Source organism: Actinomadura syzygii (assembly GCF_008085905.1).
In the GTDB taxonomy this organism is placed as follows: Bacteria; Actinomycetota; Actinomycetes; order Streptosporangiales; family Streptosporangiaceae; genus Spirillospora; species Spirillospora syzygii.
Genome location: NZ_VSFF01000002.1, coordinates 56,336 through 79,144 on the forward strand (window position 1 = coordinate 56,336; position 22,809 = coordinate 79,144).

31 protein-coding genes and 1 tRNA gene are annotated in these 22,809 nt (G+C 72.3%); 18 read left to right on the top strand and 14 right to left on the bottom strand.

Features of this window, described 5'->3' with window-relative positions; translation table 11 throughout:
- Positions 1-4 precede the first annotated feature (4 nt).
- The gene (locus FXF65_RS04435; protein ID WP_148348421.1) at positions 5-625 is read right to left on the bottom strand and encodes a hypothetical protein; all 621 of its coding nucleotides are present in this window, start codon (positions 623-625) and stop codon (positions 5-7) included.
- A gap of 163 nt (positions 626-788) precedes the next feature.
- On the opposite strand from FXF65_RS04435, the gene FXF65_RS04440 reads away from it, so the two are divergent.
- From FXF65_RS04440 to FXF65_RS04455, 4 genes are all read left to right on the top strand, one after another.
- Positions 789-1,364: a YqgE/AlgH family protein gene (locus tag FXF65_RS04440; RefSeq protein WP_148348422.1), complete on the top strand. Its 576-nt coding sequence runs from the start codon at positions 789-791 to the stop codon at positions 1,362-1,364.
- 10 nt (positions 1,365-1,374) lie between these two features.
- On the top strand, positions 1,375-1,635 hold the full coding sequence (locus FXF65_RS04445; RefSeq protein WP_187412091.1) for a DUF3039 domain-containing protein: 261 nt from the start codon (positions 1,375-1,377) through the stop codon (positions 1,633-1,635).
- A gap of 165 nt (positions 1,636-1,800) precedes the next feature.
- The gene (locus FXF65_RS04450) at positions 1,801-2,784 is read left to right on the top strand and encodes a zinc metalloprotease (RefSeq protein ID WP_148348424.1); all 984 of its coding nucleotides are present in this window, start codon (positions 1,801-1,803) and stop codon (positions 2,782-2,784) included.
- 36 nt (positions 2,785-2,820) lie between these two features.
- On the top strand, positions 2,821-4,575 hold the full coding sequence (locus FXF65_RS04455; RefSeq protein ID WP_148348875.1) for a DEAD/DEAH box helicase: 1,755 nt from the start codon (positions 2,821-2,823) through the stop codon (positions 4,573-4,575).
- 4 nt (positions 4,576-4,579) lie between these two features.
- Here the strand turns inward: FXF65_RS04455 and FXF65_RS44375 are convergent, their stop codons facing one another.
- Together FXF65_RS44375 and FXF65_RS04465 are read right to left on the bottom strand one after the other, a co-directional pair.
- On the bottom strand, positions 4,580-4,978 hold the full coding sequence (locus FXF65_RS44375; protein ID WP_222868372.1) for a hypothetical protein: 399 nt from the start codon (positions 4,976-4,978) through the stop codon (positions 4,580-4,582).
- 122 nt (positions 4,979-5,100) lie between these two features.
- Entirely contained in the window at positions 5,101-5,586 is a 486-nt protein-coding gene (locus tag FXF65_RS04465) for a hypothetical protein (RefSeq protein ID WP_148348425.1), read from the bottom strand.
- 17 nt (positions 5,587-5,603) lie between these two features.
- Here FXF65_RS04465 and FXF65_RS04470 point away from each other — a divergent pair, with 17 nt between their 5' ends.
- Both FXF65_RS04470 and FXF65_RS04475 read left to right on the top strand, forming a co-directional pair.
- Positions 5,604-6,416 (top strand): helix-turn-helix domain-containing protein, encoded by an 813-nt coding sequence (locus FXF65_RS04470; RefSeq protein WP_148348426.1) that lies wholly within the window; start codon positions 5,604-5,606, stop codon positions 6,414-6,416.
- Positions 6,413-6,604 carry a DUF397 domain-containing protein gene (locus FXF65_RS04475; RefSeq protein ID WP_148348427.1) on the top strand — a complete coding sequence of 64 codons (192 nt, stop codon included), beginning with the start codon at positions 6,413-6,415 and terminating at the stop codon, positions 6,602-6,604. Before FXF65_RS04470 ends, FXF65_RS04475 begins: the two co-directional genes overlap by 4 nt.
- Before the next feature lie 93 nt (positions 6,605-6,697).
- Here the strand turns inward: FXF65_RS04475 and FXF65_RS04480 are convergent, their stop codons facing one another.
- From FXF65_RS04480 to FXF65_RS04495, 4 genes are all read right to left on the bottom strand, one after another.
- Complete coding sequence (locus tag FXF65_RS04480; protein ID WP_222868373.1) at positions 6,698-7,114, bottom strand: Uma2 family endonuclease; 417 nt, start codon at positions 7,112-7,114, stop codon at positions 6,698-6,700.
- Between the two features lie 102 nt (positions 7,115-7,216).
- Entirely contained in the window at positions 7,217-7,720 is a 504-nt protein-coding gene (locus tag FXF65_RS04485; RefSeq protein WP_246198352.1) for a gluconokinase, read from the bottom strand.
- 30 nt (positions 7,721-7,750) lie between these two features.
- The gene (locus tag FXF65_RS04490; protein WP_148348429.1) at positions 7,751-8,332 is read right to left on the bottom strand and encodes an isochorismatase family protein; all 582 of its coding nucleotides are present in this window, start codon (positions 8,330-8,332) and stop codon (positions 7,751-7,753) included.
- Positions 8,333-8,454: 122 nt separating this feature from the next.
- Positions 8,455-9,807 carry a nicotinate phosphoribosyltransferase gene (locus FXF65_RS04495; protein ID WP_148348430.1) on the bottom strand — a complete coding sequence of 451 codons (1,353 nt, stop codon included), beginning with the start codon at positions 9,805-9,807 and terminating at the stop codon, positions 8,455-8,457.
- Positions 9,808-9,946: 139 nt separating this feature from the next.
- Here FXF65_RS04495 and clpS point away from each other — a divergent pair, with 139 nt between their 5' ends.
- From clpS to rdgB, 10 genes are all read left to right on the top strand, one after another.
- Entirely contained in the window at positions 9,947-10,243 is a 297-nt protein-coding gene (gene clpS / locus FXF65_RS04500; RefSeq protein WP_067903243.1) for an ATP-dependent Clp protease adapter ClpS, read from the top strand.
- A 2-nt stretch (positions 10,244-10,245) separates the two neighbouring features.
- The gene (locus tag FXF65_RS04505; protein WP_148348431.1) at positions 10,246-10,770 is read left to right on the top strand and encodes a DUF2017 domain-containing protein; all 525 of its coding nucleotides are present in this window, start codon (positions 10,246-10,248) and stop codon (positions 10,768-10,770) included.
- A 70-nt stretch (positions 10,771-10,840) separates the two neighbouring features.
- On the top strand, positions 10,841-11,269 hold the full coding sequence (locus FXF65_RS04510; protein ID WP_148348432.1) for a M67 family metallopeptidase: 429 nt from the start codon (positions 10,841-10,843) through the stop codon (positions 11,267-11,269).
- A 43-nt stretch (positions 11,270-11,312) separates the two neighbouring features.
- Positions 11,313-11,435: a hypothetical protein gene (locus FXF65_RS45775; RefSeq protein WP_281288872.1), complete on the top strand. Its 123-nt coding sequence runs from the start codon at positions 11,313-11,315 to the stop codon at positions 11,433-11,435.
- A gap of 163 nt (positions 11,436-11,598) precedes the next feature.
- The gene (locus tag FXF65_RS04515; RefSeq protein ID WP_067903054.1) at positions 11,599-11,871 is read left to right on the top strand and encodes a MoaD/ThiS family protein; all 273 of its coding nucleotides are present in this window, start codon (positions 11,599-11,601) and stop codon (positions 11,869-11,871) included.
- A 20-nt stretch (positions 11,872-11,891) separates the two neighbouring features.
- Positions 11,892-12,839, top strand: coding sequence for a PLP-dependent cysteine synthase family protein (locus tag FXF65_RS04520; RefSeq protein ID WP_148348433.1), 948 nt, complete (start codon positions 11,892-11,894; stop codon positions 12,837-12,839).
- Between the two features lie 77 nt (positions 12,840-12,916).
- On the top strand, positions 12,917-13,705 hold the full coding sequence (locus FXF65_RS04525; RefSeq protein ID WP_148348434.1) for a thioesterase family protein: 789 nt from the start codon (positions 12,917-12,919) through the stop codon (positions 13,703-13,705).
- Positions 13,706-13,966: 261 nt separating this feature from the next.
- The gene (locus FXF65_RS04530; protein ID WP_187412093.1) at positions 13,967-14,716 is read left to right on the top strand and encodes an MBL fold metallo-hydrolase; all 750 of its coding nucleotides are present in this window, start codon (positions 13,967-13,969) and stop codon (positions 14,714-14,716) included.
- Positions 14,717-14,736: 20 nt separating this feature from the next.
- Complete coding sequence (rph, locus tag FXF65_RS04535) at positions 14,737-15,456, top strand: ribonuclease PH (RefSeq protein WP_148348436.1); 720 nt, start codon at positions 14,737-14,739, stop codon at positions 15,454-15,456.
- On the top strand, positions 15,453-16,058 hold the full coding sequence (rdgB, locus tag FXF65_RS04540; RefSeq protein ID WP_148348437.1) for an RdgB/HAM1 family non-canonical purine NTP pyrophosphatase: 606 nt from the start codon (positions 15,453-15,455) through the stop codon (positions 16,056-16,058). The genes rph and rdgB overlap by 4 nt, the downstream gene beginning before the upstream one ends.
- A gap of 13 nt (positions 16,059-16,071) precedes the next feature.
- Here rdgB and FXF65_RS04545 read toward each other — a convergent pair whose 3' ends face one another.
- The 3 genes from FXF65_RS04545 to FXF65_RS04555 all read right to left on the bottom strand — a co-directional run bounded on the left by FXF65_RS04545 (position 16,072) and on the right by FXF65_RS04555 (position 19,098).
- On the bottom strand, positions 16,072-16,995 hold the full coding sequence (locus FXF65_RS04545) for a sensor histidine kinase (RefSeq protein ID WP_148348438.1): 924 nt from the start codon (positions 16,993-16,995) through the stop codon (positions 16,072-16,074).
- Between the two features lie 74 nt (positions 16,996-17,069).
- Entirely contained in the window at positions 17,070-18,002 is a 933-nt protein-coding gene (locus FXF65_RS04550; protein ID WP_148348439.1) for an MEDS domain-containing protein, read from the bottom strand.
- A 100-nt stretch (positions 18,003-18,102) separates the two neighbouring features.
- A complete protein-coding gene (locus tag FXF65_RS04555; RefSeq protein WP_148348440.1) occupies positions 18,103-19,098 on the bottom strand; it encodes a sensor histidine kinase in 996 nt (331 codons plus the stop codon).
- 246 nt (positions 19,099-19,344) lie between these two features.
- Here FXF65_RS04555 and FXF65_RS04560 point away from each other — a divergent pair.
- Positions 19,345-19,429: transfer RNA gene (locus FXF65_RS04560), tRNA-Leu, on the top strand.
- A 110-nt stretch (positions 19,430-19,539) separates the two neighbouring features.
- Here the strand turns inward: FXF65_RS04560 and bcp are convergent.
- Positions 19,540-20,007, bottom strand: coding sequence for a thioredoxin-dependent thiol peroxidase (bcp, locus tag FXF65_RS04565; RefSeq protein ID WP_148348441.1), 468 nt, complete (start codon positions 20,005-20,007; stop codon positions 19,540-19,542).
- Between the two features lie 155 nt (positions 20,008-20,162).
- On the opposite strand from bcp, the gene FXF65_RS04570 reads away from it, so the two are divergent.
- Positions 20,163-20,489 carry a DUF3618 domain-containing protein gene (locus tag FXF65_RS04570; RefSeq protein ID WP_148348442.1) on the top strand — a complete coding sequence of 109 codons (327 nt, stop codon included), beginning with the start codon at positions 20,163-20,165 and terminating at the stop codon, positions 20,487-20,489.
- On the opposite strand, the gene FXF65_RS04575 is transcribed toward FXF65_RS04570, so the two are convergent.
- The 3 genes from FXF65_RS04575 to FXF65_RS04585 form a co-directional block, all read right to left on the bottom strand.
- Positions 20,440-20,775, bottom strand: a complete 336-nt coding sequence (locus tag FXF65_RS04575; protein ID WP_148348443.1) for a zf-HC2 domain-containing protein — start codon at positions 20,773-20,775, stop codon at positions 20,440-20,442. The genes FXF65_RS04570 and FXF65_RS04575 overlap by 50 nt on opposite strands.
- A gap of 36 nt (positions 20,776-20,811) precedes the next feature.
- Positions 20,812-21,486 (bottom strand): SIMPL domain-containing protein, encoded by a 675-nt coding sequence (locus tag FXF65_RS04580; protein WP_148348444.1) that lies wholly within the window; start codon positions 21,484-21,486, stop codon positions 20,812-20,814.
- Positions 21,487-21,565: 79 nt separating this feature from the next.
- Positions 21,566-22,750, bottom strand: a complete 1,185-nt coding sequence (locus FXF65_RS04585) for an amino acid deaminase/aldolase (protein ID WP_148348877.1) — start codon at positions 22,748-22,750, stop codon at positions 21,566-21,568.
- Positions 22,751-22,809: the final 59 nt, after the last annotated feature.

Consider the following 22,809-nt stretch of genomic DNA (forward strand, 5'->3'; position numbering starts at 1 on the left):
TCGGTCAGTTCTTCTTGGCGAACATCTGGTCGCGGCGGCGCGGCCAGATCCCGCCGTACCAGAAGATGATCGCGCCGGTGAGGATGATGCCGACGCCGGTCGCGGCCCGCGCCCAGAGCATGGTGTCCGGGCCGGTGTGCGGCAGGCTGGCCGGCGGCGGGGTCTTCTTGGACGGCGCGGGCGTCGCCCCCGCCTTCTTGCAGTTCGCCTTGAGCGTCCGGGCCTCGATGCGCTTGTTCGCCCAGTTGACGGTGACGCGGGTGGCGCGGTCCTCGCGGAGCTTCACGGCGATCGTCCGGGTGGCCTTCGGGCGGAGCTCGCCGGGGATCGCGGCGGTGTCGTCGTTCTTCTCGATCCCGAAGTCCTCGTTCTGGGTGCCGGTGTTCCGCACGGTGACGTTCACCGTCCGCGCCGGGCAGGACACTGTCCCGATGGAGGCGGACACCGGACGCGCCGGATCGCCGGTCGGCGTCCCGGACGGCTTCGGCGTCGTCGAGGTCGGCGAGGTGGTGGCGGACGCGGACGGCTCCGAGTCCGGCGACACCGCTCGGACCAGGGCCGGAATCGCGATCAGAGCTCCGATCACGAAGAACGCGGCGGCGATGACGACCCTGGGCAACTGCATCGCTGTCCTCCCCGGCCCGTAGTTAACACGGGTGGCAGATGATCCTAGATCATTCTTAACCTAGGTTCTCGTGGTGCCGATATCCCCATCGATAGGAATGCGTAACAGGCTAACGAGCGGGGGGACGTGCCGCCGGAGGTCCGCGCAACGCATGATGGAACCCATGGAAGACGGCATCAGGGTAGGGCTGCTGCTGGTGGCGACCCCCCAGCTGGAGGATCCGAACTTCAGGCGCAGTGTCGTCCTGCTGGTCGAGCACGACATCGACGGCGGCACGCTCGGGGTCGTCCTCAACCGGCCGACCGAGATCCCGGTCGACCGCGTCCTGCCGCCGTGGGCGGAGCTCGTCACCGGGCCCCCGGTGGTCTTCCAGGGCGGCCCCGTCGCGCTGGAGAACGCGCTCGCCCTGGCCCGTCTCCCGGGAGAGGACGAGCCGCTCGGCTGGCGCGCGCTGGACGGCGGCGCCGAGGTCGCGCGGGTGGGCCTCGTCGACCTGGAGGCGCCGCCGGGGCTGCTCGCGGCGGAGCTGCTGCAGCTGCGCGTGTTCGCCGGGTACGCGGGCTGGTCGGCCGGGCAGCTGCGCGCGGAGATCGAGGACGGCTCCTGGTACCTGGTCCCGGCCGAGGCGGGCGACGTCTTCGCGGGCGACCCGACGCGGCTCTGGCAGAACGTCCTGCGCAGGCAGGGCGGCGACCTGGCGTTCGTCTCCACTTTCCCCGAGGACCCGACGCTGAACTAAGGTGAGCGACGTGAGTACGAAGATCCTGCCCGACGGCGACACCCAGACAGATGTGCGGCCGGACCTCTCGCACGGTGACGGGGACCACGAGCGGTTCGCGCACTACGTGAAGAAGGCGAAGATCACCGAGAGTGCCGTGGCCGGCACGCCGGTGATCGCGCTGTGCGGCAAGGTCTGGGTGCCGAACCGGGACCCGAAGAAGTTCCCCGTCTGCCCGGAGTGCAAGGAGATCTACGAATCCATGCAGCCGGGTCGCGACGGCGACGAGTGACCTGACCTGGGGCTGATCTGATCGGACCGGCCGCCGCTCGGCGGCCGGCGTTCCGCGCCGGGCGGGGGGCCCGGCGCGCACAATTTCACGGGGGATGAATTGCGGCGGCTCGCCGGGATTTCGTTGTGCGCACTGTTGGTTACGGTGTGTGGCGCATCAGGCGCGATGGGTGACAGAGCGCGGGTCAGGGCCGTTCCGGCCTCCGCGCGGGGCGACGGGTGCGATCGGGGGAGCGCGGCCCGCAGGGCCCGGCCGGGCGACCGGGCCGATCTCGGCGGCGAGCAGTCCGCCGCGCTGCTCGCCGAGCTACGGCGGGCGCTCCTCGGCCGGTTCGGGACGTCCGACGAGCAGCGGCTCGACATGTCGCTGCGCAGGGCACGGCTGGTGGTGCCGGTGCGGTTCCATGTCGTCCACAGCGGGAGCAGGGGACGGGTGCCCGCGTCGGTCGTCCGGCGCCAGGTCTCCACGCTGAACGCCGCCTACGGAGGACGCAGGGGCGGCGCCGACACCGGCGTCCGGTTCCGCCTCGCGAGCGCCGACTGGACGAACGCCTCCGACTGGTTCAACGACCCGCAGGAGTACGAGGGGGCGATGAAGAAGCGGCTGCGGAGGGGCGGGCGCGGCACCCTCAACGTCTTCACCGCCGCCGTGGGAACGGACGTGCTCGGGTTCTCCACGTTCCCGCAGTGGTACCGCAAGCACCCGAGGCTCGACGGCGTCGTCATCGACTACCGCGCGCTGCCGAAGAACGCGGACGGGCCGTTCGACCGGGGCTACACGGCCGTCCACGAGATCGGGCACTGGCTCGGCCTGCTGCACACGTTCCAGGGCGGCTGCGTCCCGCCGGGGGACGGCGTGGCCGACACACCGTACGAGGCCGAACCGGCGGAGGGCTGCCCGACATACCGCGACACGTGCGCGCAGCGCGGCCGCGACCCGGTGCACAACTTCATGGACTACGGCCACGACACCTGCATGCGGGAGTTCACCGCAGGTCAGGGCCGCCGGATCCGCGCGGCGTGGGCCGCGTACCGGTCCGGGCGGCGCGGCCACCGGCACGCCGATCCGGCCGCGCGGCGGGCGGATCGCGGTGTGGATCTCGGCACACGTGCGCCCGGAGAGGTCCGATCTGTCGGCGGGTCTCGGTAGCCTTCGATGACCGTGAGCACCTTCGCAGCGTCGAGCATGCCTCCCGCCTTCCCCGAGCGGGCCGCCTGGGGGACGGCGTCGTCCCTGCGCGCCTGGCAGCAGCAGGCTTTGGAGGCCTACTTCGGGAGGGACGGGCGGCAGCCCGGCCCGCGAGACTTCCTCACGGTCGCCACGCCCGGCGCCGGGAAGACGACGTTCGCGCTCCGGCTCGCCCGCGAGCTGATGGAGCGCCGCGTCGTCTCGGCGATCACGATCGTCTGCCCGACCGAGCACCTGAAGCGGCAGTGGGCCGAGTCGGCGGCCCGCGTCGGCATCAAGATCAACCCGGAGTACCAGAACGGCGACGGGCCGGTCGGCAAGGACTTCCACGGCATCGCGGTCACCTACGCCACGGTGGCGGCGCGGCCGGCCCTGCACCGCAACCGCACCGAGTCCCGCAAGTCGCTGGTCATCTTCGACGAGGTGCACCACGCGGGCGACGGGCTGTCCTGGGGCGACGCCGTCCGGGAGGCGTTCGAGCCCGCGACGCGGCGGCTCGGGCTGTCCGGCACGCCGTTCCGCACCGACATCAACCCGATCCCGTTCGTCCAGTACGACGAGGGGCCGGACGGCGTCCGCCGCAGCCGCGCCGACTACACCTACGGGTACGGCCCGGCGCTCGCGGACGGCGTCGTCCGGCCGGTGATCTTCCTGGCGTACGCGGGCGAGATGCGCTGGCGCACCCGCGCCGGCGACGAGATCACCGCGACCCTCGGCGAGCCCCTCACCCAGGACCAGACCGCCCAGGCGTGGCGCGCCGCGCTCGACCCGAAGGGCGACTGGATCGGGCAGGTGCTCGCCGCCGCCGACCGCCGCCTCACCGAGCTGCGCCGCGTCATCCCGGACGCGGGCGGCCTCGTCATCGCCACCGACCACGAGACCGCCCGCGCCTACGCCAAGATGCTGCGCGCCGTCACCGGGCAGGGCGCGACGATCGTGCTGTCGGACGACCCGTCCGCGTCCAAGAAGATCAAGGCGTTCGGCGAGACCGACGACCGGTGGATGGTCGCCGTCCGGATGGTGTCGGAGGGCGTCGACATCCCGCGGCTGTGCGTCGGCGTGTACGCGACGTCCACCAGCACGCCGCTGTTCTTCGCGCAGGCCATCGGGCGTTTCGTCCGCGCCCGCAAGCGCGGCGAGACGGCCTCGGTGTTCCTGCCGTCGGTGCCGACGCTGATGGGGCACGCCGCCGAGATGGAGACCGAGCGCGACCACGTGCTCGACCGTCCCGTCCGCGAGGACGGCCTCGACGACGACCTCCTCGCCGAGGCCAACCGGCAGCAGGACACCCCGGACGCGGTGGGGGAGGAGCTGCCGTTCGAGACGGTCGAGGCGTCCGCGACGTTCGACCGCGTCCTCTACGACGGCGGCGAGTTCGGCATGCACGCCCAGCCCGGCTCGGCCGAGGAGGAGGAGTACCTCGGCATCCCCGGCCTGCTGGAGCCCGAACAGGTGTCGGCGCTGCTGCGCAAGCGGCAGGCCGACCAGATCGCCAACGAGCGGCGCCGCAAGACCGGCGACCCGCGGGAGGACCGCGCCGACCGCACCGCCGCCGAAGACCTCGCGGCCCTGCGCCGCGAGCTGAACGGCCTGGTCAACGCCTGGAACCACCGCACCGGGCAACCACAGGGCGTCATCTACAACGAGTTGCAGCGCACCTGCGGCGGCCCCGCCGTCGCCCAGGCCAGCGCCGCCGACATCCGCAAACGCATCACCAAGATCCGAGACTGGGCCGCCAAACGCCGCCACTAGGGGCTCAGGTGTCGACCCGTCGCAGCGCGGCCTTGACCGTCACGAGGGCGTCGGTCGGGTGGTCGGCCTCACAGATCCAGGAGACCCCTTCCGCCCACGCCAACCACAGGCGGTTGTCATCGTCGGGCCGTTCCCTGCACTCGACCACCACGCCCCAGGGGTCCGGGCCGTCCGTGGCCCGGAGACGCCCGTCCACGACGTCGGCGGTGTACCCGTGCCCGCGCAGCAGGCTCGCCAGTCCGCCGAGGTGCACGGCCCCGCGTGGGTCTGAGGCCAGGGCCGTGCTTCCCCGCCTGATCACGTCCGCGAGCTTGCGCGCGGTGTCGGGGTTGCAGGGTCCGAGGTCCACGAGCGCGTAGCAGCCGAAGACGGGGCCGACGTCCACCCGAAGTGAGGTGAGCACGATGCCCGCCCCCTCAAGCGCTCCCCGCAGCGCGTCCAATGCGGCCCGCGACTCATCGAGGGGACTCGCTTCCTCTCGCTGATCTATGGTTTTCTCCGCCATTCTGATTACCTCCTGCCTTTTCAGGCGCGCATCGCCTGTTTGATCGCCAATGCCGCTCCGGGGCAATTGCGAGCCGGAGCGAACCGGGACATGTCGGGAGTGGCAAACCACCACGAACCCCGCCAATAAACGCACCCGACCGTGAGTGACGATGTTCCGTCCACGCGGGTGATGCTCAACACCGGGTATCCGTTGTCGTCGGCGATGACCGCCGCGATTTCCCGCGCGTCGGAAAGCTCCACTTGGAGCGCGCGGAAGAACGCCAGCCGTTCCCCGTGCACGGACTCAAGGACGGCGAGCAGCGAAGAAGCCACCCGGGGCGCCATCCCCGGACGCGCGGGCGGCACCCGGTACGCAGCTCCGGCAGGTTCTCCTGACACTTGTTTGTGCATCGTGTGGTGGCCCATGCCGAATATCACCTCGCCGGTCAGATGTTTATGTCGAACGCCACACAGGATGCGCCGCCACAAGGTAAGTTCGCTACGTTCATGAACCGATTGCAACATACGGAGCGTGACGAACGATGAGCCAAGGGCCTTTAGACCCGGACCGGTCGATGTGGGATCTCATAGCGGTTGAGCTGCGTAGACAGCGTCGCCTGCGGGGAATGTCCGGGGCGGCCCTTGCGCGGCTCGTGGGACGTGATCGTTCAATCGTTTCACGCATCGAATCTGGGACGATCCCGCTGCAGCTGGACCACGCGGAGATCATTGACCGCGAGTGGAGTCTGGAACGCCTGTTCACCAGGCTCGTAAAGTTCGCCAAAGAGCGCAAAGACGACGAATGGCGGCTAGGGGACCTGGCGGAACAGGAGGCGCGTGCAACGCGCGTCCGGCTGTGGGAGGTCGGGCTCGTCCCGGGGCTGCTCCAAACCCCCGACTACGCGCGGGCGGTGTTCTCCGTGGGACTCGTCCGCGACCTGAGCGAGGCGGTGGAGACGCGGCTTGCTCGACAGACGGCGGTGTTCGACCGGGAACAGCCGCCGGAGGTGTCCGTGATCCTGAATTGGGTTGCGCTAGAGCAACCCGTCGGTTCACCCGCGATCATGTACGCCCAACTCAAACACCTGTTGGAACTCGGCGACCTTCCGCACGTCAACGTGCGAGTGCTCGAAAAGAGCACGGGAGTGCATGTCGGGTATGACGGCATGCTTGAGCTGCTGACAGTGGACTCCCGCGACATCGCCTACGCGGATGCGCCCCACGGCGGTGGGCTCGTCACTGACCCCAAGGAGGTGGAGGCGTTTCAAGTAAGGTACGACCGTATCGGCCATATCGCCGCCCCCGTCGGACCATCGCGAGCGGTGATCCAACGAGCTATGGAGACCTACCAATGATCGAGTGGCGCAAGTCGAGCCGTAGCGCTACGTCGGACAACACCAGTTGCGTAGAAGTTGCAGCGCTCGCACGCAACATCGGGGTGCGGGACAGCAAGGACCCCGCCGGGCCCGCGTTCGCCCTGTCGCCGGAGTCCTTCCGGGCCTTCGTCCGCGATGTCAAGGTGGGCGACCTGGACATCCCGTAAGCCCGACCTCCCCCCCACACACCGAGACCCTCGCCTAGGTAGGCGGGGGTCTCTTCGGTCGTTCGGGCCGTGACGCTTCTTTGAACGCTACGCCTAGAAGAACTCGTCGGTGGGGAGGACGCTTTCGAGTGGCGTGGGAATGGGTAGGTCTTCGCCGAAGGCGACCGAGGCGCTGTGGGTGTACTCGTTGCCCCGCGGCTCGGAGAAGATCGTGGCCTTTCCCTCCAGCCGGTCGATCAACAGGTACAGCGGGATGTCGGCGGCGGCGTACCCCTGGCGCTTGGGCCCCCGGTCGCGTTCCGCCCCCTTGCGATCTCCCCGCCGGCCGGAAGTGACTTCCACGACCATGGTCTCGTGCTGCCCGTCGGGGGGCGGCGACACGATGATCTCTCCATCTATGAGTTCGGCCCGGAAGCCGGGCATCACTTCGAGCGCGGCGAACGCCTCGCGCAGGTCCTCACGGACGAACGACGGCTCTTCAGGCACGGCCCCGTCCGGCATCGCCGTCATCGGAGTTCTCCCCGTGGGTTCGACGGTGGTGGCGTCGTCGTATTCCCCAACCTAGCAGCGGCATCGCGGCGTGAGAGGCCGGAAAATGCCCCTCGACGGAGGCTAGGCGCGCAGGTGCCTGGGGACGAGGTCGAGCGCGGCGAGGATGCGGTCGACGGTCTCCTCTGGGGTGCCGGTCACCGGGAGGACGAGGACGTTCTCGTCCGGGGTCGGGCGTTCGAGGGCGGCGAACTGGCTGTCGAGCAGGGCGACGTCGAAGAAGTGGCCCTCGCGGGCGCGCATCCGGGCGGCGATCGTGTCGCGGTCGCCGTCCAGCATGACGATCCGGACGCCGGGGCGGCCGTCCGCCAGCAGCTCCCGGTACCGGCGCTTGAGCGCCGAGCAGCTCACGACGCCGGGACGGCCGGTGGCGAGCCGGTCGTCGATCCAGGCGGCGATGGCGCGCAGCCAGGGGAGCCGGTCGGCGTCGGTGAGGGGGTGCCCGGAGCGCATCTTCTCGATGGCGGCCTCGGTGTGGAAGACGTCGGCCTCGGCGTAGTCCCAGCCCAGGCGCTCGGCGAGGACGGCGCCGACCGTGGTCTTCCCGCTCCCGGCGACTCCCGCCACGACGATGACTTTGGGGGGTGTCATCGCGGGTCAGGTGGTCACTACGGGGGCGCCGGAGAGGGTGACGCCCTCGTCCGCCAGTTCCTCCAGGGCGCGGTCGACGGTGGGCTTGGCGACCCCGGCGGTGAGGTCGAGCAGGACGGTGGTCCGCAGCCCCGCGCGGGCGGCGTCCACGGCGGTCGCGCGGACGCAGTGGTCGGTGGCGATGCCCGCGATGTCGACGGCGTCCACGCCGCGGGCGGCGAGCCAGTCGGCGAGCGGCTGCTCGTCGTCGGAGACGCCCTCGAACCCGCTGTAGGCGGCCGACTCGCGGCCCTTGCCGAACACGGCCTCGATGGGCGCGAGCGCGAGGTTCGGGTGGAAGTCGGCGCCCGGCGTCCCGATCACGCAGTGCGGCGGCCAGGTGTCGACGAAGTCGGGCGCGGCGGAGAAGTGGCCGCCCGGGTCGAGGTGGAAGTCGCGGGTCGCGACGATGTGCGCGTAGTCGGACCGGTGCGCGGCGACGTGCCCGGAGATCGCGGTGGCGACGTCCGCGCCGCCCGCGACGGCGAGCGAGCCGCCCTCGCAGAAATCGTTCTGGACGTCAACGATGATCAGCGCCTTCTTGCCCATGACCGCTCCCCGGAAGATGAAAAGAGGGCTCACTGGGGACCGTACCCCAGCGACGCGGAATCCCCCGTGAAGGGCGCGGCTCGGCGGCGCGCGTTCAGCGGTGCGCGTTCAGCGGCACCGGTTCAGTGGCGCGGGCCGCCGTCGACGAACTCGGTCGGGACGGCGGGCTCGCCCTTGGACAGCTGCGTCGCCGTCGGCGGCAGCTCCGCGACGGCGCGGGCGTGGCGCTCCCTGGCAGCGCCGAGCGGCTCGCGTCCGACGACCTCGCCGTCCCGGACGAGCGGCACCTGGAGGACGCGGTCGCGCGGTCCGGCCCCTACCTCGCCGGTGGCGACCGTCTCGGCGTAGGCGGTGCCGTGCCCGTCCACCCGCCGGACGGCGGTCTTGCGCCCGCCCCGGCTCGGCTTGCCGGTCGACCGCTTCGCGACCGGGCGCATGGGAGCGTCGTCGTCGGGGCCGTCCGCGCGGGCGACGAGCTTGTACACGAGCGACGCGGTCGGCGCGCCCGAGCCGGTGACCAGGGACGTCCCGACCCCGTACCCGTCGACGGGCGCGGCGGCGAGGGCGGCGATGCCGTACTCGTCCAGGTCGCCGGTCACGACGATGCGGGTGTCGCGGGCGCCGAGCGAGTCGAGCTGGTCGCGGACGCGCCGGGCCACCACGCCGAGGTCGCCGCTGTCGATCCGCACCGCTCCGAGCGACGGCCCCGCCAGCTCCACCGCCGTCCGGACGGCCCGCTCCACGTCGTAGGTGTCGACCAGCAGCGTCGTGCTCTCGCCGAGCGAGGCGAGCTGCGCCTCGAAGGCGTGCCGCTCGCTGTCGTGCAGGAGGGTGAACGCGTGCGCGCTCGTCCCGGCGGTCGGGACGCCGTACCGCCGTCCCGCCGCGAGGTTGGACGTGGTGGCGAACCCCGCGATGTGGGCGGCGCGGGCCGCGGCGACGGCGGCGCGCTCGTGCGTGCGCCGCGATCCCATCTCGATGATCGGACGCCCCTGCGCCGCCCGGACCATCCGCGACGCGGCCGACGCGATCGCGCAGTCGTGGTTGAGGATCGACAGGGCGAGCGTCTCCAGCAGGACGGCCTCGCCGAACGTCCCCTCCACCACCAGGATCGGCGAGTCCGGGAAATAGCAGTCGCCCTCGGCATAGCCCCAGACGTTCCCGGTGAAGCGATACTTCTCCAGCCAACGCGCGGTCTGTTCGTCGACGATGCCGTTCGCGGACAGGTACTCCAGCTCGTCCGGGTCGAACCGGAAGGCGTCGAGGGCGTCGAGGAGGCGTCCCGTCCCGGCGACGACGCCGTACCGGCGCCCGGCGGGCAGGCTGCGCGCGAACACCTCGAAGACGGCGCGGCGGCCGGCCGTCCCGCTGCGCAGCGCCGCCTGGAGCATGGTCAGCTCGTACCTGTCCGTCAGCAGGGCGGTGCCGTCACCAAGGTCCACAAGTGGAACCCTAAGGCCCACTGTGGGCACCATGGTCGGGCAGGCCGTCACACCCGGGGGAGCGCGCATAGCATCGGGTGCGGTGGGCGGACCGACCTGACGGAGAGAGGGGGCACGCGGAATGAGCGCCATGAGCGCGCGCGCAACGGCCGTCGCGGGCACGGCGACCGCGATGGGCACGGCGCCGGCGCCCGTCGAACTGGAGCGGCCGGACGTCGAGGAGGACGTGAGCGCAGACCGTCCCTGGCTGGCCATCGTCTGGAACGACCCGATCAACCTGATGTCGTACGTCACATACGTGTTCCAGGCCGTGTTCGGGTACGCGAAGCCCAAGGCCGAGAAGCTGATGCTCGACGTCCACCACAAGGGCCGGGCGGTCGTCGCGAACGGCACCCGCGAGGAGATGGAGCGCGATGTCGAGATCCTGCACTCCTACGGCCTGTGGGCGACAGTGAGGCGGGACGACTAGCCGTGAGCAACGTGAAGCGGACCAGGCAGGGCATCAGGGTCCGGCTGGAGACCGAGGAGGTCGCGCTCCTGCGCGCCCTCATGGAGCAGATCCTCGCGCTGCTCGGCGACGCCCCCGGCGCGGACGACGAGCTGGCCTCCATGGGCATCTCCCAGAACGCCACCAAGCCGGACGACCCCGTCCTCGCGCGGCTGTTCCCGGACGCCTACCGCGACGACGGCAAGGCCGCCGAGGAGTTCCGCCGCTACACCGAGATGGGGCTGCGGGACGGCAAGCGCGAAGCGGCCGGGACGGTGCTCGCCTCCCTGGAGGGGACGGGCGACGTCGTCCTGGACGAGGAGCGCGCCCAGGCGTGGCTGCGGGCGCTGAACGACGTCCGGCTGGCGCTCGGCACCCGGCTCGACATCACCGACGAGTGGTACGAGGAGGCCGAGCGGATGACCGCGGACGACCCGCGCGCCCCCATGTTCGCCGCCTACGACTGGCTGACGCTGCTCCAGGAGCAGCTGGTCCGCGCCCTCTGGTGAGCCCCCGCGAGTCCCGTGGCGAGCCGCCCGGAGTCGGCCCGCGAGCGGCCCGCCGGGTAGCCTTCGGGGCATGCTGACGATCGAACGTGCCCTCGTCGACAAGATCATCGCGCACGCCCGCGCGGACCACCCGGACGAGGCATGCGGAATCGTGGCCGGCCCCCAGGGCTCGGACCGCCCGACCCGGTTCATCCAGATGACCAACGCCGAGCGCTCGCCCACCTACCACCGGTTCGACGACCAGGAGTGGTACTGGGTCGACCGGGAGATGGACGACAACGACGAGGAGCCGATCGTCCATTACCACTCCCACACCTCGACCGAGGCGTACCCCTCCCGGACGGACATCGACTACCTCCGGTCGTCGCTGGCGGACCCGCGCATCCACCGGGTGCTCGTCTCCACCCGCGCCCCGGACGAGGTCGAGTTCCGCTCCTACCTCCTCGTCGACGGCGAGGTCGTCGAGGAGGAGGTCGAGATCGTCGAGTCGTACGGCTGACGGCGGCGGGGACGGCCGGGCCGCGCCCGGTAAACTGGGCGGCATGGGGACGACCGGGCGGCTGACGTGCGGCGTGCGGCGCCGCGCCGGGTCCGCGCCCGTGCCACCCGTGCAGAGCTTCCTGTTCGGGCACTCGCGCGCCGAGGTCGTCTACGACTGTCGCTGACGCGCCGCCGGCTCCTCCCGAGACCACGCCCGAGACCACGCCTGGACCAGGGCCGGAGGACGCCGGAGCAAGCCCGAGGCAAGCCCTGGAATCATCCCGCCGCCCGCCCGGTTGTGTGCAGGGGGCGGGCCAGCCCCGTACGACGTAGAAGGAGATCACCGCGATGGCGATCGAGGTCCGGATCCCGACGATCCTGCGCAACCTGACCGACGGCGCGAAGGCCGTCGAGGGCAAGGGCGGCACGCTCGACGAGCTGTTCGCCGACCTGGACACCCGGCACGCCGGGCTCCGCGACCGGCTCGTGGACGACAAGGGCCTGCGCAAGTTCGTCAACGTGTACCTGAACGACGAGGACGTCCGCTTCCTCGGCGGCCTGGAGACGGCGGTCGCCGACGGCGACAGCGTCACCATCCTGCCCGCCGTGGCCGGCGGCTGAGCCGGTCTGGACGCCCCCGCATGCGCTTCGACTCGCTGCTCGACTCGCTCGGCCGCACGCCGCTCGTCGGCCTTCCCCGGCTCTCGCCGGGCGGCGACGTGCGGCTCTGGGCCAAGCTGGAGGACCGCAACCCCACCGGCTCGGTGAAGGACCGCCCCGCCTTCTTCATGATCGAGAAGGCGGAGAAGGAGGGCCTGCTCACCCCCGGCTGCACGATCCTGGAGCCGACGTCCGGCAACACGGGCATCTCCCTCGCCATGGTCGCCAAGCTGCGCGGCTACGAGATGGTGTGCGTGATGCCGGAGAACACGTCCGCCGAGCGCCGCCAACTGCTGGAGATGTGGGGCGCGCGGATCATCTTCTCGCCGGCCGCGGGCGGCTCCAACGAGGCCGTCCGGGTCGCGAAGGGGCTGGCGGCGGAGAACCCCGAGTGGGTGATGCTCTACCAGTACGGCAACGAGGCCAACGCCCTCGCGCACTACGAGACGACCGGCCCGGAGATCCTCGAAGACCTGCCGACCGTGACGCACTTCGTCGCCGGGCTCGGCACCACGGGCACGCTGATGGGCGTCGGCCGGTTCCTGCGCGAGCGGGTGCCGGACGTGAAGATCGTCGCGGCCGAGCCCCGGTACGGCGACCTCGTGTACGGGCTGCGCAACATCGACGAGGGCTTCATCCCCGAGCTGTACGACGACTCCGTGCTGACCACGCGCTTCTCGGTGACGTCGGGCGACGCGCTGCGCCGCACCCGCGAGCTGCTGGAGCAGGAGGGCATCTTCGCCGGGATCTCCACCGGCGGCGCCCTGCACGCGGCGATCGGGATGGCGAACAAGGCGGCCAAGGCGGGCGAGCGCGCCGACATCGCGTTCGTCGTCGCGGACGGCGGCTGGAAGTACCTGTCCACCGGCGCCTACGGCGGGACGCTCGAAGAGGCCGAGGCCCGTCTCGAAGGGCAGCTCTGGGCCTGACCGGTCCGGCTGTCGCACCCGCCGGGTAGAGTGCGTTCTCGAACGTAGTTCTAGAACTGTTCCGGGGGTGCGCGGAGATGACCGGGTTCGGCGACGCCACGGCCGTCGAGCGGGTCGAGGACGGCCGGTACAAGGCCGACCTCGACGGCGGCTTCGCCATCGGCGAGGCGCTCAACGGCGGGTACCTGATGGCCGTCCTCGCCCGCGCCGCCATGGACGCGTCCCCGCACGCGCACCCCGTCTCGACCGCCGCGAACTTCCACCGCGTCGCGAAGGCGGGCCCCGCACAGGTGTTCGTCGAGCCGCGCAAGGAGGGCAGGACGGCCGCGTCCGCGCTGGTCACGCTCGTCCAGGACGACCGTCCCACGGTGGACGCGCTGATCGTCACCGGCACGCTCGACAGCGCCGCCGAGCCCGGCTACGCGGGCGACCGGCCGACCGGCCTGCCGCCCCTGGACGACTGCACCGAGTTCCTCCCGCCGAGCGGCTCGCGCGGCTTCGCCGACCAGGTCGACATGCGGTTCGACCGGACGACGATGGGCTGGCTGGACGGGCGGCCGAGCGGCCGTCCCGAAGTCCGCGCCTGGTTCCGGCTCCGCGACGGCCACGAACCGGACGCCTGCTCCCTCGCCCTCGCCGTGGACGCCCTGCCGCCCGTCGCGCTGAACCTCGGCGCCCAGGGCTGGGCCCCGACCGTCGAGCTGACCTGGCACATGCGGGCCGTCCCCGCGCCCGGCTGGCTCGCCCTGCACGGCACCGGGCGGCTCCTCGCCGACGGCTGGTTCGACGAGGAGGTCGAGGTCTGGGACTCGGCCGGACGCCTCGTCGCGCAGAGCAGGCAGCTCGCCCGCGTCCCGCGCGCCTGACTCGTCCCGATCCGGAGCGTTCCTCCGTTGAGACCGGGCGCCGTATGCGCGTGACGGTGTGATGTCGAACGCATGACGCGCCCGTGCACGGCCGTGTCGCCTAGCCTTGGGCACCATGCCGCACGCATCCCGATCGCATTACCCGCCGCTGACCGGCGTCGCCTCGAATGTCGCGGGAGAGCGGGTCACACTGGTGTCAAGCGCCGCCCTGAACAAGGCTCTGAACGCCTGATTCCTCGGGGACACAAAGGAGGAGTGAGCGTGCGGGTCACCGTGATCGGCTGTTCCGGCAGTTTTCCGGGGCCGGACAGCCCCGCGTCGAGTTACCTGATCGAGGCCGAAGGCTACGCGCTCGTCCTCGATCTCGGCAACGGCGCGCTCGGTTCCCTGCAGCGCTTCCGCTCGCTCTACGAGATCGACGCCGTGTGCATCTCCCACCTGCACGCCGATCACTGCCTCGACCTGTGCGGATACTGGGTGGCTCGTACCTACCGGCCGAACGGCCCGGCGCCGCGCATCCCCGTCCACGGCCCCGAGGACACCGCCCGGCGGATGGCGCAGGCGTACGACCTCGACCCGGAGCCCGGCATGTCCGGGGCCTTCGACTTCCGGACGCTGCGCCGCGGCCCCTACGAGATCGGCCCGTTCCGCGTGACGACCGCGCTGATGCCGCACCCCGTCGAGGCGTACGCGTTCCGCATCGAGTACGGCGGCCGGACGCTCGCCTACTCCGGCGACACGGGCGCGTCCGAGACGCTGATCGAGCTTGCCCGCGACGCCGACCTGTTCCTCTGCGAGGCGTCGTTCCTGGAAGGCCCCGGCCTCCCGCCCGGCCTGCACCTGACCGGCCGCGAGGCCGGCGAGCACGCCGCCCGCGCCGGCGCGGGACGCCTCGTCCTCACGCATCTCGTGCCGTGGAACGATGCCGACGTGTCGCTCAAGGAGGCCAGGGACAGCGGCTACGAGGGGCCCATCGACCTCGCCGAGGTGGGGGCCCGGTACACCCTGTGAACCCCGCTAGGGTGGAGCGCATGCCCCGTCCCGATGATCGCGCCAATGACCAGCTCCGTACCGTCCGGATCCAGCGCGGATGGCTCGACCACGCGGAGGGGTCGGTGCTCGTCGAGTTCGGCGCGACGCGGGTCCTGTGCGCCGCCTCCGTCCAGGAGTCGGTGCCGCGCTGGCGGCGCGACAGCGGGCTCGGCTGGGTCACCGCCGAGTACGCGATGCTGCCCCGCGCCACGAACACGCGCAACGACCGCGAGTCGGTCCGGGGCCGGATCGGCGGCCGCACCCACGAGATCTCCCGCCTGATCGGACGCTCCGTCCGCGCCTGCATCGACTTCAAGGCGCTGGGGGAGAACACCGTCCAGCTCGACTGCGACGTCCTCCAGGCCGACGGCGGCACCCGCACCGCCGCGATCACCGGCGCCTACGTCGCGCTCGCCGACGCCGTGTCCTGGATGCGCGGCCGCAAGCTGCTCCGCGGCAACCCGCTGATGACGTCCGTGGCGGCGGTCAGCGTCGGCGTCGTGGAGGGCGAGCCCCGCCTCGACCTCTGCTACGAGGAGGACGGCGCCGCCAACACCGACATGAACGTCGTCTGCACCGGCGACGGCCGGTTCGCCGAGGTGCAGGGCACCGCCGAGCGCGCCCCCTTCGACCGCTCCGAGCTGGACGCCCTGCTCGACCTCGCCGCCGCGGGCTGCGCCGAGCTGACCCGCCTCCAGAACGAGGCCCTCGCCCGATGACGCGGATCGTCCTCGCCACCCACAACAAGGGCAAGGTCGCCGAACTGCACCGCATCCTCGGCGAGCTGGACGTCGTCGGCCTGGACGAGTTCCCCGGCGCCCCCGACGTCGCCGAGACCGAGCTGACGTTCGAGGGCAACGCGCTGCTGAAGGCCCGCGCGGTCGCCGCGTTCACCGGCCTGCCCGCCGTCGCCGACGACTCCGGCCTCTGCGTGGACGCGCTGAACGGCATGCCCGGCGTGCTGTCCGCCCGCTGGTCGGGACGCTACGGCGCGGCCACCGGCGACCGCGACACCGCTAACCTGCGGCTCGTCCTCGACCAGCTCGCGGACGTCCCCGACGAGCTGCGCGGCGGGGCGTTCGTGTGCGCGGCCGTGCTGGTCGTCCCGGGCGGCGTGGAGCACTGCGTCGAGGGCCGCCTGCGCGGCACGGTGATCCGGGAGCCGCGCGGCACCGGCGGGTTCGGCTACGACCCGATCTTCGTCCCGGACGGCGGCGAGCGCAGCACCGCGGAGCTCTCCGCCGAGGAGAAGGACGCCATCAGCCACCGCGGCCGGGCCTTCCGCGCCCTGTCCGAACTGATCCCGCAGGCCCTCGGCTAGTGCGCGCGCCGGGCTAGCACTTCACGTGCAGGCGGACGAAGGTGCCGTCCCAGCCCGCGCGGAGCTCCATCAGGTCGACGAGGAGGCGGACGGTCCACAGCCCGAAGCCGCGCTGGAGGGCGGAGTCGGGCGGGATGAACCCGGTCAGCGGGCTCGGGCCGGGACGCCAGAAGCCGTTGTCGCCGACCTCGGTGATCAGGGCGGAGCCGTCGCGCCACAGCCACAGCCCGATCGGGGGCGTGCCGTGCTGGAGGGCGTTCGCGGCGACCTCGTTGACCGCGGTGACGAGGTTGCGCGCGGGCTGCCCGGCGAGCCCGTTCCGGCGGGCGTGCTCGCCCACGAACGACCGGAGTTTGTGCAGGTCGTCGCCGTCTATCGGGAGGTAGTCGGCGCCGCGCGGACGGTCGAAGCGGACCCGCCGGTCGCAGCCCGACCCGAACGTCTCGGGGTCGATGTACTCCTCGCTGGGGGCGCTGTCGCCGCCCGCGAGCAGCAGCGGGTGGGTGCGGCGCGCCTCCGCGACGACCCGGGGCGGCAGGGCCTCGGTGTCGTAGGGGCACAGCGCGCGGGCCCCCGAGTTCTCGAACACGACGTTGATGAGGGACTCGTAGCGGACCCATTCGAGGGTCTGGCGCTCGTCCCAGCCGTCCCAGACCGGTTCGGCGAGGGCGCGGACGGTGCGCGGCTCGCTCTTCTTCACGATGGCCTGGTAGTCGCGCAGGGTGTGGACGGGATGCCGGTAGAACTCGGCCGAGTCGCGGTACAGGATCGGCGTGCCCGCCGTGCCGAGCACGTCGCGCAGCGCGGACAGGTTCGGTTCGCGGGCGACGGCGACCACGGCCTCGTCGCGCTCGAGACCAGACTTCAGGAACGGGACGGTTACGGCGAGGAACTCGTCGACGTCGCGGTACAGGAAGGCCCTGTGCTCCAGGCTCATCGGGCTCCGCCTCTCCGAAGGACCTTCCCCGAGGTTTCCGGAGCGAGCCCCGGAAAACCCCCGCTTCGCCGCCGTCACCGGGAGGTCTCCTCGCCGCCCGTGATGCTTCGTTCGGCGCCGCGGGTGAGGCCGGGCAGGCGGTGCCAGCCGACCATCTCGATGACGTGCTCCACGTTCGGCGTGAGGTTGTCGAGCACCAGCGGCTCGCCCGCGGGCAGCGCGACGGCGTGCTGCGCCAGCAGGTTGAGGCCGCCGAGGTCGATGAAGCCGAGCCGGGACAGGTCGAGGTGCAGGCCGCCGCGCGGCACGCCGGAGCGGCGGGTGCTCACCTGGACGAGCTGCTCGGCGAACACCGTGTGCCGCGCGGCGTCCAACTCGCCCTCGACCCGCAGGCCGTCGGGTTGGAACGTGCGCACTATCTTCAGGATCCCGTCGTCGAATTCGGGGTTCACTTCCACGAGGACCTCGTGTGCGTCGCGGAGGGCGGTGAGCTCGTCGCGCCGGCAGGCGCGGCGGTCGATCTGGCAGATCGCCATCGCCATCGTGCTCGGCGACACGGCGTCGCCGACCCGGTGCTCACAACCCAGCACCGGGCCGAGGTCGGAGCGCCCCGGCTCGTTCACCAGCCAGCTGTAGTCGGTGGTGATGCGCACGGCCCGGAAGCCCTGCCCGAACGCCGCGTCGACCTCGCGGGCGAGCGTGTCGAGCATCATCGCGGGCTCGAAGGTGCCGTGCCGGTCGAGGCAGGCGTCCCGCCGCGAGATGACCCGCAGCTGGCCCGACCTTCCGTGCGCGTGGACGTCCACGAGCTGCCGCGGGCCGAGGCCGGGGAGGCGGTCGGCGGAGGCGTCGGTGACGTACACGACCTTCTCGTTCGTCGCCAGCCCTTCCAGGACGAAGGGCCCGATGACGCTGTCGCGCTCTTCCGCGCCGCTGTAGGCCAGCCAGGCGTGGTCGCCCGGACGTACTTGGCTGACGGGACGCTTGGCGAACCAGGGTGTCTCCATGGCCTGTCCATCGAGGTCGGTGATTTGTTCAGCGTACGCCGCCGCCCGGGTTTTGGAAGCCCAACGCACGGAGTTCCTCACGCTCTGTTCACCCCCGCGCTCACCCCTTCGCGCCGGGTTCGGGCAGGGCCAGCCGCAGGCGGACGACGCTGCCGCCGTCGCCCGTCCGGATCTGGACGATGGAGCACAGCAGCCGGACGGCCCACAGCCCGAACCGCCCGCCGGACGCCGCGCCGCCCGGACGCGGCGGGATCAGCCCGTAGCCGCTGTCGGACGTCCACCGTCCGCTGTCGCAGACCTCGCAGACCAGGGCGGGGACGCCGTCCGGCGCCTCCGTCCACATCCGCATGACGATCGGCGGCTCGCCGTGCCGCCACGCGTTGGTGACGACCTCGGTGACGGCGACGAGGAGGCGTTGCAGGTCGTCCTCGGGCAGGGGCGTCGACCGCGCGTAGTCGGTGACGTAGGCCCGCAGCCAGAACAGGTCGGGACGTTCGAGCTTCAGCGTGTCCGCGCCGGCGGGCGGACGGGGCAGCGGCTCGGCGTCGCACCCTGCCGAGTACGTCCACGGGTCGACGTAACCGGGGTTCGGGACGGCCCGTGCCCCGCGCACCGTCTCGGGGTGCGTCCGGCGGGCGGCCGCGACGACGCCCGCGGGCAGCGACGCCTCGTACGGGCAGAGCAGCGCTGCGCCGGTGCCGCGGAACGCGACGTTGAGGACGGCTTCCACCCGCTGCCATTCGACGACCTCGAGCCGTGACCGCCGCGCCCACACCGGGTCGCCGAGGACGCGGAGGCGGCGGCCCCGCCAGGCGGTGTCGTCGGCGTCGCTGAGGCAGTCGGCGAGCGTCCGGGACGGGTGTTCGTACCAGGTCGCGGCGTCGGCGAACTCGATGCCCTCGGCGGCCGGGCCGAGCGCGTCCCGCAGCAGGGACTCGCGGTCGGGGCGGGACACGGCGAGCACGCGGTCGCCCGCGTCGACCCCGTCGAGGAGGAACGGGACGGCGCCCGCGAGGAGTTGGCCGGGGCCGTCGTAAGGGAGCACGCGGTGCGTGAAGGAGTCGCTGGCGGCGGTCCCCGCCGGGCTTGTGGTCATGGAGTCACCGACTGGACTGGCGGACGGACCCGTCAAGCCTAGGCCGCCCGGCGGCGCCCTGCCGAGGGCGTGCTGCAAATGCAGTGGCAAGATTCCCGGAGGTCGTGTCCGCAATTGCGGAGAGGGGCGTCCCATACCGGGACGGGCTTCACGCGGGACGGCCGGACGCGGCCGTTTGGGCCGGATAACCGCACCACGCCAGCGGATCATGGCGATAAGCTGAACAAGTTCCCACGCGGGAGTAGGGCGGGCGTGGCGAAATCAGGTATACGCGGCAGGTTTAGGTCCTGTTGGTGGCGACACCGTGGGGGTTCGAATCCCCCCGCCCGCACCGGTCGGGACACCGGAACGGCCCGCGCGCCACGCGCGGGCCGCCTTTATGTGCACGCTCAAAACCGCGGCGCGCCCGAATCCCGGACGCGCCCGCGCGGGCGCGGTCGGTCAGAGGTCGAGTTCGCGGCGGAGGCGCTCGACGTGCCCGGTGGCCTTCACGTTGTAGTACGGCTTCTCGATCTTGCCGTCGGCGTCCACCAGGAAGGTCGAGCGGATCACGCCGACGACCGTCCGGCCGTAGAGCTTCTTCTCGCCGTAGGCGCCGTAGGCGCGCAGGACCTCGGCGTCCGGGTCGGAGAGCAGCGGGAACGTCAGGCCCTCCTTCTCGCGGAACTTCGCGAGCTTGGCGGGCTTGTCGGGGGAGATGCCGATGACGGCGACCCCGGCGGCCTCCAGGTCGCCGAGGCTGCCCTGGAAGTCGACGGCCTCCTTGGTGCAGCCGGGGGTCAGGGCCGCCGGGTAGAAGTAGAGGATCACGCGCTTCCCGCGCAGGGACGCCAGCGACACGGGGGCCGCGTCGGCGTCGGGAAGCTCGAAATCGGGGGCGACGTCGCCCGGCTGGAGCCGCTCGGACACCCTGACCCGCCTTTCGCTCGGATGGTTGGTCCAACGGTACCCGCGGCCGGGGTGCGGCGGACGTCCGGGGCCCGGACCTGCCACACTGTTCGGACCATGCTTCGCAGCTGATGGTTCCGCCCGACACTACGGCCCGACACGATTAAGGACACGGCATGGCTGACAGGTCCCGCGACCCGGAGGAGCTGGAGCGGGAGATCGAGCGCACCCGCCGGGAGCTCGCCCGCACGATCGACGAGTTGGCCGACCGGGTCAACCCGAAGAACGTCGCGCACCGGGGCGCCGAGCGGTTGAAGGAGGAGGCGGGCCAGGTCGCGAAGGCCGCCCGCGCGCTGGTGCGTCCGGCCGAGGGCGCGGTGGACGACTACGACGACGGCGGCGCGGACGGCGGGATCGACAAGCGGCTGCTGCTGGTGGGCGTCGGGGCCGCCGTCACCGTGACCGCCCTGGTCCTCTGGGGCCGTAGGCGCAGACGGCGCTGACACCCGTCCCGGAGGCGCCGGTCCGCGATCCGCGGCCGGCGCTTCGGCGTCCGCGGCCCGAACGATCCACGGCGGAGCGTCCGGAGGCGGAGCGTCCCGAAGCGGAGTGCGGGCGGACGGTGCGGCGCAGGAGTTCGGCGACCGTCCGCAGCTCGGCGAGCTCGGCCCGGCACGGCGGGCAGCCGCGCAGGTGCGCCGCCAGCTCGGCAGCCTCCGCCCCCGGCAGCCGCCCGAGCGCGTAGCCGCCGAGGCCGAGGCGGTACTCCCCGCAGTCCGTTCGTCCCACGTCCTGGAATACGGGCGCGGCGCCGGGTGCGTTCAGTCAGCGGGAGCCGAGGTCGGGCGGGCTCACCGTGAAGCGGGCCTCGACGGCCGCGCGGACGATCTGCGTCGCGGGCTCCAGGTCGATCGGCTCGGGCTCGTCGGCGGCGGCGGCGCCGGGCGCGCCGCCGTACGCGGCGGCCAGCGTGACGGGCCCGCCCTGGTCGCGGCCGAGGCCCTCGTCCGACAGCTCGACCAGGCCGACGAGTTCGCTGCCGAGCGCGTCGGCGTAGCGGCGGGCCCGCTCGACCGCCTCGTGCGCGGCCTGCCGGGCGGCCTCCCGGTACACCCCGCTGTCGCGGCGCAGGTCCCACTGCGGGCCGTCGACGAACGTGCGCTCCAGGTCGCCGAGCCGGGCGACCAGCTCGCCGAGCACGCCGAAGTCGCTGACCGTGATCTTGATCCAGACGGTGCCGCGGTAGGCGCGGACGTCCCCCTCGCGCCGCCGGTACTTCAGCACCGGCGTGATCGACAGCCCGCCCGTCTCCAGCCTCTCCACGGCCTCGCCGTAGGACTTCACCAGGTCGAGGCAGCGCTGGTTGCGCTCGGTGAGCCGGTCGAGGGCCGCCCGCCGGTCGGACTCCTGCGACTGGACGTGCACCGACAGCCGCGCGATCTCCGGCTCGGCCTCCAGCACCGCCTCGCCGCGAACACTGATCAGAGGCGCGTCACTCATACCCCCAACCTAAGCCCAGGCCCACGGGTCGTGCGGCCGGAGGGCGGCCGCGCCCGGAGGCCGAAGGGGGTCGCCCCCTTCACAGAAACGTCTTCCCTTCGCCCCTGTACGTGGGGACGGTCCTGACGACATGGTCGCCGTCGATCAGGTGGAGGGCGTCGAAGCGCTCGCACAGTTCGCCCGCCTTGGTGTGCCGGAACCAGACGCGGTCGCCGACGGACAGCAGGTCGGCGGAGCGGCCGAGCAGCGGCGTCTGCACCTCGCCCGCGCCCTCGTTCGGGTCGTAGGACAGGCCGGTCGGCAGGTACGGCTGGGGGAGGCGGACGGCGTCGGCGGGGCCGGACGCCAGGTACCCGCCGCCGAGGCAGGTCGCTACGCCGGGCCCGGGACGGCGCGCGACGGGCAGCGCGAACAGCGCGGCGGGACGTCCGGCGAAGTTGGAGTACTGGTCGAACAGGTGCGGCTGGTAGAGCCCGGATCCGGCCGCGACCTCGGTGACGGCGCGCTCGGCGGCGGTCTTCTCGACGCTGCCGGTGCCGCCGCCGTTGACGAACTCCAGGTCGGTGAGCTGCCGCACGGCCCGGACGATGGCCGCCCGCCGCCGCGCCAGCTCGGTCCGCGACCGCTGCTGCATGGCGCGGATCACCCGGCCCCTGGCGGGACGGCCCGGCGGGACGTCCCCGACCCCGGCGATCTGGGCCTCGTAGGCCATCAGCCCGACGAGGCGCAGCGACGGCCGCTTGAGGACCTGCTCGGCGAACGCCGCGACCTCGGCTGGGGTGCGCAGCGGGGAGCGCAGCGCGCCGATCCGGACCCGTCCGCCCAGGGGGCGGTACGAGGCGTCGACGTCGACGCAGACCCGGATATGACGGTCGCCCACCGCGGCCTCGATCAGGTCGAGGTGCTCGGGGCAGTCGACCATGAGCGTGACGGCGCGGGCGGCGGCCGGGTCGGCGGCGAGCGCGGCGAGGGCCGTCCGGTCGGTGGTGGGGTAGGCGACGAGGATGTCGTCGCTGACGCCCTCCGCGGCGAGCCAGAGCGCCTCGGGGAGGGTGAAGGCCATGATCCCGGCGAAGCCGTCCATGGCGAGGACGTCGGCGAGGAGGGCGCGGCACCGCACCGACTTGCTCGCGACCCGGATCGGCTTCCCGGCGGCGCGGCGCACGAGACCGGCGGCGTTGGCGCGGAAGGCCGCGAGGTCGACGGCGGCGAACGGGGCCTCGATCCCGGCCGTCGCGGCGTCGTAGCGGTCGCGGAGGTTCATGCTCGTCACGATGCCAGCCTAGCGGCAAATGTGAAATCCTCTCACATCCACCGTTCGGG